Here is a 14,723-nt window from a genome sequence, read left to right on the forward strand (position 1 = left end):
ATTGGAACAATATGGGTCCCCTCTTCATTCGTGCTGCTTATTCTACATCATCTAGGATCTTTTCTACGTAATCCAAGCTTAATTCTACGTAATTCCACTGCTATTCTACAAAAATTGGAACAATATGGGTCCCCTCTTCATTCGAGCTGTTTATTCTACATCATCAAGGATCTTTTCTACGTAATTCAAGCTTAATTCTACGTAATTCCACTGCTATTCTACAAAATTTGGAACAAAAGTGGCAGATCGATTTGATACCTAAAACTTGCTCTACTTCTCATAGTTGAATAATGATATAATTAATTTTAGATAATTTAAATAATACTGATAAATCATACAACAACATAATGATAACTAAACTCTTCACGCTTTAACTCCAAAAATACACCTGATTTAGGAGTGTCACACACATATGCTAGAAAGAATTCCTTTATTTTATAAATATCTTTTTTCTTATTTGCTCCTTCTTATTATTCCCATTTTAGTGATTGCCTTGTTTTCCTATCAGCATTTTGTTCATATATTGAAGGAAGAAATTGTGCTGGGACAAGAGCAGACACTAAAACAAATGCGGGATACATTCGATATGAAAATGAAGGAAATGAATACAATCTCCTATGAAATTTCCTCTAATCCGGAGCTGACACCATATCATTTAAAACAAAATTTATATAATGCTTTTGCCGCCAAGAGATTGTTAAATTTTACAGTTGCAAACCAATTTGTCCAGAATGTCGTGCTGTATATAAAAGATGGAGAGTATATTTATTCAGCTGAAAGCACCTATTCGATTCCATTATTTACGGAGAAAATCTATCATTATAAAAATTGGACCCCGTCCCAATTCCGTCATGAACTAGATCATTTAGAGCATCCGGTATTTCGTCCCAGTGAAGAAGTAGAGTCACCTTACTTAAAGAATAACCGTGCCCTTACCTATCTTGTCCCGCTTCCGCCAAATGGGATAAAACCATATGGAGCAGCTATTTTTATTATTGATGAAGCAACAGTAAAAAAACTCCAGCAGGGAGTCATTGAAAAGGGCGACGGAAATACGATTATTTTAAATGAAAAGGGAGAAACCCTTTCAACGTTATATGACGGAGATTATCTTAAAGAACCGTCCTTTTTATCATCCATACAAGGGACACAGCCAGGCTCACAAACGGTGGAAATACAAAATACCCCATATATTCTTTCAAGCGTGAAATCTAATTATACGGGCTGGACGTTTTTAACGATTATGCCAGAGAGCAAGTTATTAGAAAAGGTCAGTCAGGTAAAAGTACGTGCCCTTAGTGTATTGATCGTTAGTATAATCTTGGGCACCATTGTGATTTATTTCCTAATGCATATTAATTATCGACCATTACAGAAAGTTTTATTTTTCACAACAAATCATTTGGGAAAAGCAATTAAAAATGTAAATGATATGCTACATGCCCTCTCCATTATTCATGAGAAGGAGCAAATCATCGAAAAGAAGTGGAAAAATAACCAGCATGTAATCAAAGAATATTTGCTATTGGAATTATTGCAAGGACAAACGCTGAATCTCGATAAATTTTATCATAGTGGAGAAGAAGTTGGATTATTTTTTAGAAATAAGCGTTTTTTTGTGCTTCGTTTTGAAATCAAGAATGAGGATACAGGAAATGAATCCATAATATCGCAATGGCTAAATGATGAATTAAATAGCAGATTTGAAAGTCATAAAGTGAAATTAACTGATGGGATACTAACGTACATTTGTGCATTGGAGACCGAAGACCCACATTTGAAAGAGTATTTATTTTTTGTCCATAGCAGCCTTTGGGGACTGTACAAGAAAAATATTACAGTCGGTGCAGGGCGCATCTATGAAGATCCAAATAAAATTGGTAAGTCTTATATGGAAGCGTCAACTGCCCTTGACTATAAACTAATTAAGGGGCAGAACCAGGTGATTTTCTTTGAAGACGTGATGCTTGAAAGTCATTTATTGGATTATTGGTATCCTAAGGAAGAAATAGAAACCTTACATTTATTAGTCAGCCAAGGAAATACCGTCAAAATCATCGAAATGATCCGAAGTATCCATAGAGAGGTTGAAAAGAACAGACCACCATTACATATCGTCCGCTGTATCTGCTATGACATCATTAATTGCATCATTAAAAATGCCTGTTGGAAAGGACAGCGCTACCTTACCGATGTGAGCTATCCTGATATTGAAAAGCTATCCAAGTTCGATACATTACAGGACTTCGAACTATTAGTAAATGATATTTGCACCCGTTTATCTAATGCCAGCGAACATCAAAAGCCTACCTCGGAAAAGGGTTTAAGCGAAAAGGCCATCGCATACATCCACAATAACTACCAGGATCATCAATTTTCGGTAGAAGGAATGGCCGATGCTTTATCCGTATCACAAGCCTATTTAAAACGTTACTTTAAGCAGCAGACAGGGCAGACGATTACCGATTATTTGAGCTATTGCCGGATTGAGCATGCCAAGAAATTGCTGGAAACCAGTGATATCTCTCTAAAGGAATTAGTACAGGAAGTTGGGTACCATGATGTATCTAGCTTTATTCGCAAGTTTAAAAATGAAATGAAAATTACACCCGGAGAATTTCGTAAAATGAGTCTAATCAAAAGAAAAGCTGAGTAATTCCATCTACCATCTCAATGAATGCACCCTACCATTCAAAGCACTCGATGCAAACTGGCATTGAGTGCTTTTTCTTTCTTATTGAACCTTATTTGTCGTGAAAACGAATATGCGAATTGTCTTATATTTTTAAAGAACATAGAGTAAAACCCATTAATACCAATATTCTAAATAAAGTGAATAATCTGCATACCATGTGTACATTTGGCATATTTACGCAGATCCTTAAAACAAGCTATAGTGAAAACAATAATTTAAGGAGGTGACACCATTTGCAAGTAAAAAAGTCCACAGAAATGATAGCGCCTACAAAAACGGTCATTGACCCTAAAAGAGGAAGGCTGGGATCTTTATGGAAAAGAATTATAACAAACTATGAACTTTATTTGTTTCTTTTACCAACCTTATTATATTTCACCATTTTCCATTACCTTCCCATGTATGGGATGCAAATTGCCTTTAAGAATTACCTTCCTATAAAAGGGATTTTAGAAAGTCCATGGGTTGGTTTTGAACACTTTGAACGCTTCTTTGCTTCCTATCAATTTCTAACCGTTCTAAAGAACACCTTGTTGATTAATTTGTATCAGCTGCTGCTAGCGTTTCCAATTCCGATCATACTGGCATTGTTATTAAATCAGATCGGCAGCACAAAGTTTCGGAGAATGGTTCAAACCATTACCTATGCGCCTCACTTTATCTCTGTTGTGGTCATTGTTGGAATGCTGTATTTATTCCTATCGCCAATGAATGGATTATTAAATAACATTTTAGGTTTTTTAGGAATAGAGCCAATTTTCTTCATGGGGGAGCCAGGCTGGTTTAAATCGACCTTTGTCTTTTCAGGTATCTGGCAAAATGCCGGCTGGTCAATGATTATCTATTTAGCCGCCCTCTCATCAGTCAGTCCGGAGCTTCATGAAGCGGCAATTATGGATGGTGCCAGCAAGTTTCAAAGAATTGTGCATATTGATCTTCCAGCGATTATGCCTACCATTATGATCCTGTTAATTCTAGATGTAGGCAATTTCATGGCGCTTGGATTTGAAAAGGTTTACTTAATGCAAAATGCTTTAAATATTGATTCCTCTGAAGTGATTCAAACATATGTGTACAAAACGGGGCTTTTAAATGCTCAGTACAGCTATGCAACCGCAGTGGGATTGTTTAATGCCATCATTAACTTTGTACTATTAATAGCCATGAACCAATTTGCCAAGAAAATGAAGCAAACTAGCCTGTTTTAAGGGGGTGAGACACTTGAATACCATAAAAAAAAGCAAGGCAGATCGAATATTTGATGTTTTTAACTACAGCCTCATGTCACTCATTGTTTTAGCTGCACTTTATCCACTGTATATCATTGTGATTTCATCGTTTAGTGACCCCTACGCAGTGAACAGCGGCAGTGTTTGGCTGTTTCCTAAAGGCTTCACACTAGAAGGGTATTTACGGATCTTTGAATACGATAAAATTTGGATGGGCTATCGGAATTCCTTATTCTATGCTGTAATTGGTACAGCAATAAATCTTAGTCTCACTCTTACAGCAGGCTATGCCCTTTCAAGAAGTGATTTAGTCGGCCGCAATATGATTATGTTCTTCATCGTGTTTACGATGTTTTTTGGCGGCGGCATTATTCCCTCCTATTTATTGGTGAAGGAATTAGGTATGGTGAATACCATCTGGTCCCAAGTCATACCAAATGCCGTTTCGGCATTTAACATCATTATCGCAAGGACCTTTTTTCAAACAACGATTCCAAAGGGACTGTTGGAAGCAGCACAGGTAGATGGATGTTCCACAACAAAGTTTTTCTTAAAAATCGTCCTCCCATTATCGGTGCCTATTATTGCTGTCATAGCCTTATTTAGTGCTGTTGCACATTGGAATTCGTATTTTCAAGCACTCATTTATTTACGAGATGAAAACTTGTTTCCTCTCCAAATTGTGTTGAGAGAAATATTAATTATGAATGAAGCACAAGGAGATACAATGATGCTTTCTTCAGATTCTGAACTGAAGGATTACGCTGAAATTATGAAATATGGGGCAATCATTGTAGCTAGCATACCTGTATTAGTCTTGTATCCATTTATACAAAAATACTTTGTTAAGGGCGTTATGATTGGTTCGATCAAAGAGTAATAAATAAAGGGGGAAAAGCACATGAAAAAAGCAGTTTTATTACTATTCATGGTTTTGATGTTGATTGTATCAGGTTGTACAAGCAATGAAGCGAGTAACAAGGCAAAGGAAGGGACTAACGATTTTAATAAAACGGGTTTGCCGATTGTAGATAAAAAAATCACCCTTAAATTTGTGACAGCAAAGACACCACAGCAGCAAAAGGCTACGGAAGAATTGCAAGTTGTAAAGGATTTCGAGAAAAAAACGAATGTCCATATTAATTGGGATGCCTCTTCCCAAGGCTACCTGGAAAAGAAAAATTTAATGTTTGCCAGCGGTGATCTGCCAGACGCCTTTTTTGGAAGCGGAAGCTTAAGTTCAACGGATTTAATCCAATATGGCACACAAGGCATGTTAATTCCGCTGCAAGATATGATTAACGATTACGCACCAAACATTAAGAATATCTTAGACAAATATCCCGATATCAAAAAGAAAATCACGGCTCCGGATGGAAATATTTATTCCATACCAATGGTTCATGCCGAACCGGCAAATGCCCTTCCAGATGTATTGTTTATTAATAAAGTTTGGTTAGACGAACTAGGGCTGGAGGTTCCCAAAACAACAGATGAATTTGAAAACGTGCTAAAGGCATTTAAAGCAAAAGATCCTAACATCATTCCATATAGTTTTCTGTATGGTAATTATGGGAATGGCATTTACTCCATTTATGGAGCATTTGGTGAAATTGACCGGTCCAGCCATATTTCCGTCAAAGATGGAAAAGTATCCTTTACGGCAACCGATCCTGGTTTTAAAGAGGCAACGAAGTATTTCAATCGGCTGTACAGCCAAGGTTTAATTGATCCTGAGGCATTGACGCACGATATTTCTGTGTACTTTTCAAAAGGACGCGGAAAGGATTCGCCAAAATATGGAGCTTTTTCAGGATTTATTGCACCCAATGTCATTGGACCTGACTATGCTAAACAATATGTTCCTGTTCCTCCTTTAAAAGGACCTACTGGCATTCAGCAATGGAGAGAAGAAGATGAAATCGCGATGGCAAAAGGCGCCTTTGCGATTACCTCAGCCAATAAACACCCAGAGGTGACCATGCGTTGGATTGACGAATTGTATTCAGAAGAGAATTCCATCCAATGGACATTTGGACCGTTTGATTATAATATCAAGAAAAATTCTGATGGAACCTATGAATATCTGGAATCCAAAGATGGTAAATCCTTCGATGAATTCAGATGTACGGAAGCACCTTGTTTCTCGTCTGCCAGAGCCCTTTTACCAGAAACGATGGAAAAAATTAAACCGAATGAAAAGGACTCTACTAGACTTGAATATATGGAAATCTATAAACCATATTTGAAAAAGACAACCTATCCTGATTTATTCTTCTCGTTAGAGGATACACAAAAGTTAAATACGCTAACAACAGACATCCTTGAATTTGTTAATAAAAAACAAGCCCAATGGATCATTAACGGGAATATTGACAAGGAATGGGACGATTACTTAAAGAAATTAAATGACATGGGCTTAAAAGAATTTATCGACATTTACCAAAAAAATTACGATCAATTCGAAGCCCAATAAGATGAGGCATACGTGAAAGAAGGGACGGTCTTCTCTCCTTTACCTAAGTAAAGGAAGCTGAAGAACCGTCCCTTGTTTTCTTACCCAATATTTCGCTGAGCCATAGTTAAATTGTAATAGATGCCTTTTCTTTGCATCAGTTCTCTATGGGTGCCGATTTCAGCAATTTTCCCCTTCTCTAATACAAGGAGCCGGTCAGCATTTCTTAGAGTGGAAAGCCGATGGGCGATGGCAATTGTTGTGCGGCTTTTCATAATCCGCTGCAGAGCCTCCTGTATAACAGACTCTGTATCAATATCAAGGGAGGCTGTCGCTTCATCCAAAATTAAGATACGTGGATTATGCAGGACAGCCCTTGCAATGGTAATCCGCTGCCGTTCCCCACCCGATAAATTATTGCCATTCTCCTCGAGTTTCGTATCGTATCCATCAGGAAGCTGGATGATAAAATCATGTGCATTGGCAATTTTAGCAGCCTGAATTACCTCTTCCATGGTTGCCTCTGGCTTAGAATAACGGATATTCTCAATGATCGAACCACTGAATAGTAAGGTTTCCTGCAGCACGACGCCAATTTGTGATCGTAAATCCTCCTGCTGGATTTTTCTTATATCCATTCCATCAATTAATATTTCCCCTTCATTCACATCATAGAAACGTGAAACTAAATTAATTAGGGTCGATTTACCTGAGCCAGAATGCCCCACAAGTCCAATCATTTCCCCTGGCTTGATTTCAAAATTAAGATTTTTTAAAACTGGCTCATAAGACTTATATCCGAAGGTAACGCCACAAAATTGAACATTCCCATGGATGGAGTGTTTCACGGAATGTTTTGTATCAAGGATTTCTGGCTCTTCGTCGATGACAGAAAATACCCGGTCAATGGCTATGACCGCATTTGCAATCCATCTGGGCATATTCATTAACCATGCCAGGGGACCAAATATCATACTGGCATAGCCAGTAAATTGGACGAGTTCCCCCAAGTTTAACGTCCCCTTTAAAATCATATGACACCCAACTAATAAAACAAAATAGGTACCAAGTTGAAGTAAATAGGTAGAAACAGGTGCTAATATGCTATAAATCTTCTCAGCATGAACCGCTGCGGCAGCATATTCACTATTATATTGGCGAAATCTCTTAATCTCGCGGCTTTCTTTGCCAAACATTTTGACGACCCGGATACCGCTGAGGACATCATGCAAATAGGAATTGGCTTTATCGTTAACCTGCCACTGCTTTCGAAACAGCCTGTTTAACACGCGTCTCCAAATAGTAATTTGCAAATAAGCCACAAGCGGGGCCGGAACCAACACGATTAATGCCAATTTCCAGTCTGTATTTAATAATAGGAACGTAACCGATACTAACATAATGAATTGGTAAATAGCGGTTGTAAAAATTTCTTGAATAAGATGCTGAATTCTTCCTGTGTCGGCCATGATTCGATTCATCAGGTCGCCTGCACGCTGGGATGTCAAAAATCCGAGCGACAGGCTTTGAATTTTATCATACACAAGCTTTCGCAAATCAGCCGCAATGGTCGAGCTGACCGTTGCCATCACTCGTCCCTTCGCTACATTAAGAAGTTCTCCCGCAGCAAGCCCAAAAAGCATTCCAAATATTGCAAGAAAAAACAATGACAGACTAGGACTTTCCCCTGGCTGCGGCTGCAGGGATGAGTTGACGAGAAGCTTCTGGAAATACGGCCCGGTTAAAGCAACAACCAGCGTGAGAAAGAGAATAAAAAGACCTAAGGAAAGTTTCTTCCAATGTGATTTTGAAACATCTAAAAGCCGCTTTAAAACGGCTGCTTTATTCATACATTTAGGACAAAGCCGTGTACCTGGTAAAAGACCGCCTCCGCAACGAGGACAAACCATTTCCGTTTCATTATTATAGATTCGTATTTTGCTGCCTTCAGCCATGTAGTTTAAGATTTGAGCGATATAAGCAAACCTGGCCACATGCTGCATAGATATTCTTACTATCAAACGTTTTGTATGGTCTTGCGTCGCTTCAAGAATGGCGTTACCGATTAACGGAACAACGTTATAATCGCAGGCATCTGCAATTCGGCAGCTTTCAATCAGCTCTCCATTTTGAATATAAGCCCATTTCTCCTTACCAACGACAAAATACCCCAAGGTCCTTTTCCCCTCAAGCGAAAGGTCGGCTGGAACACAATAGTGTATCCTTTCCCCTACTGCAAGACGAGCGGCAAGTTGATCCTGTTCTGAAAGTTCATAATTTAAATTCATAACAGCCTTCCTTTTTAATTCATTACAAGCTCATTTCAACCATTCGATATTCTTTTTCACTTAACTGGTTGACATCTTCAATGAGAAAACGATTTCCATCCAAATCTGTAATCAAGACCTTGACAGAAGAAACCATTTTCACATTGCCGCCGCCTCTCCGGACTGTAAATTGAAGATGCCCAGCAGTGGTTTCTGCTTCCCAATAAGAATAACCAAATTCTTCATGAATGTTGATCACCTTAGTTATAATCGGTGCGAAATATCTCATATGGATCTGTTCATCCAGGAGCCTCACTATATCCACTGGAAACTCATCGAGTGATTTGACCATCCCAACTTCCTGATTTTCACTCGTTCGAACAGAAATAAACATCCGTTTATTGGAGTGCGGAAAGGAGCAATGCAGATAAACGACCGGATACAGCTCCCCGTCAACCCGCACTGAAAGCAGCTTTCCCTCTGTTAACGCAAATTCTGTATTTTCTGGGGTTAAATAATGAATTCGTGCGGCCTCAGATAGGTCTGTTTTCTTTTCGACTATCTCCTGAGAGCAAAGCGTACTCTCTACCTTTACCATGTTAGATCACCTCTTTCATCTTTAAAGCATCCTCATGTTTTTGCACCATGCCTTTGTACATACCATTCAATTTCATAAGCTCTTCATGCGTGCCCTCTTCAACTACCTTCCCCTGATCCAATACATATAGATAATGAGCATTACGTAAGGTGGATAATCTATGGGCAATCGCTATGGTGGTTCTTCCGTGGACGAGCGACTCCAGCGCTTCCTGAATTTGCAGCTCTGTTTCCGTGTCCAGCGACGCAGTCGCTTCATCGAGAATTAGGATGTTCGGGTCATGCAGAACGGCTCGGGCTATGGAAATACGCTGTTTTTCACCACCAGATAAACTATAGCCGCCGGTACCAATCATCGTATCGTAACCGTCTGGAAGTTTTTCAATAAAATCATGGGCATTGGCAATTTTCGCAGCATAGATAATCTCTTCTACAGAACACTCTGGATTACCATAAGCAATGTTTTCCGCAACGGTCCCCATAAACACATACACCTCCTGCGAAACAATTCCGATATGCTTTCGCAGCGATTCAGCAGTCAGGTCTTTGACATTGATTCCATCCAATAGAATTTCGCCATCCGTTACGTCATAAAGCCGTGAAATCAAGTTCACAAGCGTGGATTTACCCGCCCCCGATGGACCGACGACCCCAATCATTTGACCAGGCTTTGCATGCAATGAAACGTCTTTTAAAATCGGTTTATTCGGCTCATAACAAAAACCAACATGTGAAGCCCGAATTTCCCCCCTCATCTTCTCCAGATGGACCGCATCCTCTTTTTCGGAAACATCTGGAACAGCATCTTGGACTTCGAAAATCCGCTGTGCGGCTGACATACAGTTGGACCACCAGCCGGCTATGTTATTCATAAATTGAATAGGGCCGAACAGCATGTAGATATATGTAACGAACGACATGATTTCACCAAAGGATAAATCCCCATGCATGACACGCCAGCCGCCAAAAGCCCAAATCAAAATACCCCCGATTTGTGTAATCAAGTTAATAATTGGAAAGATTGTACTGTTCATTTTATTAAATTTTTGTTCCACATCAGAAAATGTGAGATTCGCCTTTTGGAAACGGTCTATTTCTACACTTTCCTTCCCAAACGCCTTCACAATTCTTGCACTTTGAACAGTATCACTTATGATTGAGTTCAAGATACTGACACGCCGATGTCTTCTCCATCCCAATCGCCATAACTTCGGAAAGACCCAGCGAATCAACAAAATCACAAAGGGCATCGGCAATAAACAAATAAGGGTCAGCTTCCAATCCATGATCAGCAGAATAATCGTAATCCCGACAATGTTCATTGCATTCACAATAAAATAAGGAATGCCATCAATGAAAAAATGCTGCAATTCATTCGCATCATTATTTACCCTTGTCATTAGCTGGCCCGTTTGTTTTTTCTGAAAAAAGGATAACGAGAGCCGCTGCATGGCAGAAAAGATGTTAGTTTTTAAATCAAATACAATATTGGCCGCCAATTTCGCATTCATGGTGCCGAATAATGCTCCAAAAAGAAGAGACAATGTACGAAGAAAAATGATAATTCCAACGACAAGCGCAATTTTACCGGCAAATATCCCGGTACCTCCGAGTGCTTGATCGAACAGTATGGTCCCTTGAAAATAAGGGATCGCAAGTCCTGTTGCTGAATTGAGCAGCATTAAAAGAACAATGAAAAATATTGATTTTTTATAGCTGCGGGCAAATCCCAGCAGTCTGGTAAATATAGCATGCCTTTTTAGGCATTTGGGGCAGACAGGTCTGCCTTTTTCAGGATAAATCATCCCGCAATGAGGACAAGCAGCAGCATCTTCCTCCTCTCCCCATTCCTTTTGGAACTGGATGCTTTCGTTTTTCTTAAGTTTTGAAAAAATAGACTCAAGTTTGACCGCCCTAGCCATGTTTCCATTGGTGAAGGAGGCGAAAGCCCTTTCATTCGGCGCCTTAATAACCAGCATCCCAGAGGCAATAAGGTTTACAACTTGAATACTATGAATCTCATCGATACCGATGCGCTCGATTTTCAGTTGATTCATTTCCAGTGGTTTCAGATCTTTATTGACCGTTTTAGAAACAAAGCCTTTGAATGTTTTTTCCTGCTGGAATGTCTGCCCATTCGAAAGACGGTAGAGTGCCTCTTCTGTCAGAATTACGTATGTATCCACAAACCCCCCGTCAATACCACGATCACAATTCACCCAATAAAGAATCTTTTCCTCCTGCAGACCGCTTTGATTGATGAAACCTTTTAGTTCTTCAGGCAAAGTCTTCATATTCTTCTTAATCATGCACCTCTCATTTGAATTTTAAGAAAAGTCGTGTAACATACATCATTAGCGATATGAATTGGAATTCCTATTTATGAGCTTTTTTTTATTACTTTTCCGCCTCCTTCATTTTTCCTTTTTCATAAATCGTTGTTAATTCTTGGGGGAATAAACTCTCTTAAAAAGACAATATATCGAAAGTGTTCATTTTATCCATTTATTTGATCCGGTTTTCGAAATATTCACACTATCTTCACACCATCTTCATTGTGTCTTCACACACGCCTAGGAGAACACAAAAAGAAATGCCTCCTTATCCGAGCTAATTAAGTGAACAACGTAAAAAGCAGGATAAGAAAGGCACTATATAAATTCTGATGTTACTATTCTAGTTACCGAAATGAAAGTCAAATAACAATTTAAGTATCAATGCTCAAATTGAGGAATTACCTCATGGATAATCGGTGTGGTAAGACTTTCATCCCAAAGAATGCGAAATTGATTCGTCGTTTTATCAACCTTAACGATCGTATAACCATCCGCAAGACTTCCGACCGTTATCCAATTTCCATCTTCGTTTTGTACCTCAATTTTCCCACTACCTGCTGACGCTGTATCCTGTAATATGACAATGTTTGACACCTTTTCTGGACGTGATAGAGTAAAGATAAGCGATTCCCCCTGTTTAGGTATAGAGCCTGCCGCATAGGCTGTTGTTACATCACTATCGACAGCGTAATCCAATTTAGAGTGGTCAGCAGCAGATGGTGTCCCGCTTGCTTGAATAGACCCTTTATCACTTATGACTTGAAACTCACGGACCTGCACCCATTGAGTTTGATCCGCAGTTGCTCGATATCTTATATATCTCGCCTTAATATTTAAATCACTGACTTGGATTTCCAGCTCATTGTCACCTTTCACGATAGTGGACCAATTCTTGCCGTCCGTTGAGTATTCTAAAATACCCTGACGGATATAATCCTTTGATGTTGCTTTAGCGCCCATTAATAATTGCACATTATTGACTGTAAAGACGCTTCCTAAATCAATTCCTACATAATCGCCAGCCTTAACACCTCGGTTACTCCAATACCATGTATTAGGGTTATTGTCGATCATATTTTCCATATTATAATTCCTGTATATGCCCAACGAGGCCATTGAACGTGTTTTAATGATACCCAACCACTTGTCATTCATTTCTAGGGCCTTTTTCAGAAACGGAGTCATTACTTCCCTTGCCACTACTTGAGGTATAGCCTCTGTTTCTTCAAATGCTTTTTCAAGCGCTACCCTTTGCTGCCAAGCTTTATTTCCATTGTTTTCCGCCTGGGCCATTAGCATATTGACAGCTATTTGGCCAGCTTGGCCGTACAATTCTAACTTGTGGAGCCAAGGTTCGGTTTGAACAAGAAATTTTTTATTATTGAAGCTGCTTCGAAGTTCCTTTGGTGCTTGAATTACGTTTGCAAATTCAGCTAGAAGGTCGCTAGCAGCCTTTTCGGCATTTCCTTTCTCGTATTCTTCCCAGAACTGTCTAATTAAAGGGGTTAATGTTAGTGATTCCTCTTGGATAAACCTTGAAGAATAAGTATTTTCCAAGAAGGTCTTTAACGTTTTATAATGTTCGCCGCCAAAATCTTTTATACTGTTTAACCAGGAATTCTCGGGATGATACGCATCAGGGTTCCACATATAATCAGCTGCAGTGAACAGCGTTAGTTTTGACGCCTCCGGCTGACCACTCATCGGATTTGCATGAAACCCAATAACATAATCTGATAAATCAGCACTTCTTCCTGTTAGCGGGCTAGTGATTAAATCGTTGATATTATAATCATGTGCTGTATAGTTATCCCAAATTAATATATCGTGCTTAAATATATCTGAGATTTTCTCTGTCTGTTCACCTGTAATTGTAGGGGACGCAACATCTGTTCCTGTCCAATAGAAAATCACATCGGAATCAACTAGATCTCCGAAACGCTCTTTATACGTATTGGTTCCAGTTCCTGTATAATCTGTAGGAACTGTAATTAAACGAGCTGTTCCTTCGTGTGTTTTAATAAATTCCTTATTAAATCTGTTAAGTAAATAGGCTTGAGCCGCTGCGAAAGGACTTGGATCATCAGCAAACTTTTCTTTATCTTGAGTACAATGTAAGTCTTTACTAATATCATCGTAGAACAAGGCAAATGACCGTACCCCAATATCATAAACGGTTTGCATTTTATCAATCAGAGCCTGAAAATCGCTATCCCCCGAGTGACAGATACTGGCACCAGGTGAAACAGCAAATACAAACTCTACATGATTTTGGTTGGCTCTATCTAATAATTCTTTTAGTCTCTTAATGTCTTCCTTTGGATAGGGTTCCCGCCATTGATGCCGGTGATAGGGATCATCTTTCGGTGCATAAACATATTGATTTATTTTTTTCTGCCCATAAAAGTCCAATTGATCTAGACGCTCTTCATGGGTCCATTGCACTCCATAGAATCCTTCAACGGAACCACGGAGCTCCATTTGCGGCCAATCGCGAATCTCAATACTCGGAATCCAATCCTGTCCTGAACGCTTCTGAATGATTTGTTGGAAGCTCATGGCAGCATAAAAGGTACCTGCCGCATCCTTGCCGGCAAGGACAATCGTCTTATGACCGTCTGCATGTCCTGTGGCCAGTACATAGCCTTCTTTCTTTAATCCTTCTGGTCCTTTGACGCCAAGAGCTTTCAAGGCATCAACTGATGCGGAGTTTTCAGATGGGCCGCCAATTACAATGGTGACAGGCGTATCCGGTGCTTTTTCAGCTTCATGTCTCTGAACAATTTGATTCACACCATGAGCACGTAAGGTTTTAATAACTTCTTTAATAGCATACGGATCAGTTTTATCTCCAACCATCAACCCAACAACTTGGTTCAGTGGAAATCCTGTCCCGTTAACTTCCCATTGCTGCGGAGTTGGAAAAATATTGATTGTATCATTCAGAGGGGCGGTCGCGTGAGCAGTTGAGTCCTTTGATACAAATAAAGACGGCAGGAATAGTATAAACCCGAGGCAGAACATCAGAAGCCTTTTCGTAATAAGAACTATACGTTTCTTTTTCATAAGTATTCACTCCCTTTTAAGATTTTTAATAGTGTTTGTGGAATGCAGTATTATGTAGGTACTACATGTTTATCACCC

8 protein-coding genes are annotated in these 14,723 nt (G+C 39.3%); 4 read left to right on the forward strand and 4 right to left on the reverse strand.

Going from position 1 to position 14,723, the window contains the following annotated elements; translation table 11 throughout:
* Positions 1 to 412 precede the first annotated feature (412 nt).
* The 4 genes from IE222_RS07175 to IE222_RS07190 all read left to right on the forward strand — a co-directional run bounded on the left by IE222_RS07175 (position 413) and on the right by IE222_RS07190 (position 6,400).
* Complete coding sequence (locus IE222_RS07175; protein ID WP_191271205.1) at positions 413 to 2,656, forward strand: AraC family transcriptional regulator; 2,244 nt, start codon at positions 413 to 415, stop codon at positions 2,654 to 2,656.
* Positions 2,657 to 2,952: 296 nt separating this feature from the next.
* Positions 2,953 to 3,903 (forward strand): ABC transporter permease, encoded by a 951-nt coding sequence (locus tag IE222_RS07180; RefSeq protein ID WP_191271282.1) that lies wholly within the window; start codon positions 2,953 to 2,955, stop codon positions 3,901 to 3,903.
* Positions 3,904 to 3,916: 13 nt separating this feature from the next.
* Positions 3,917 to 4,804, forward strand: coding sequence for a carbohydrate ABC transporter permease (locus tag IE222_RS07185; protein ID WP_223282610.1), 888 nt, complete (start codon positions 3,917 to 3,919; stop codon positions 4,802 to 4,804).
* Positions 4,805 to 4,825: 21 nt separating this feature from the next.
* Positions 4,826 to 6,400, forward strand: coding sequence for an extracellular solute-binding protein (locus IE222_RS07190; RefSeq protein WP_191271213.1), 1,575 nt, complete (start codon positions 4,826 to 4,828; stop codon positions 6,398 to 6,400).
* Positions 6,401 to 6,480: 80 nt separating this feature from the next.
* Here IE222_RS07190 and IE222_RS07195 read toward each other — a convergent pair whose 3' ends face one another.
* The 4 genes from IE222_RS07195 to IE222_RS07210 form a co-directional block, all read right to left on the reverse strand.
* On the reverse strand, positions 6,481 to 8,667 hold the full coding sequence (locus IE222_RS07195; RefSeq protein ID WP_191271215.1) for an ABC transporter ATP-binding protein: 2,187 nt from the start codon (positions 8,665 to 8,667) through the stop codon (positions 6,481 to 6,483).
* Between the two features lie 22 nt (positions 8,668 to 8,689).
* A complete protein-coding gene (locus IE222_RS07200) occupies positions 8,690 to 9,244 on the reverse strand; it encodes a DUF1854 domain-containing protein (RefSeq protein ID WP_191271217.1) in 555 nt (184 codons plus the stop codon).
* 1 nt (position 9,245) lies between these two features.
* Positions 9,246 to 11,552: an ABC transporter ATP-binding protein gene (locus IE222_RS07205; RefSeq protein WP_223282611.1), complete on the reverse strand. Its 2,307-nt coding sequence runs from the start codon at positions 11,550 to 11,552 to the stop codon at positions 9,246 to 9,248.
* Positions 11,553 to 11,957: 405 nt separating this feature from the next.
* Positions 11,958 to 14,645 (reverse strand): glycoside hydrolase family 84 protein, encoded by a 2,688-nt coding sequence (locus IE222_RS07210; protein ID WP_191271221.1) that lies wholly within the window; start codon positions 14,643 to 14,645, stop codon positions 11,958 to 11,960.
* Positions 14,646 to 14,723 lie beyond the last annotated feature (78 nt).

This window comes from Neobacillus kokaensis, assembly GCF_014656545.1.
Lineage (GTDB): Bacteria > Bacillota > Bacilli > Bacillales > Cytobacillaceae > Neobacillus > Neobacillus kokaensis.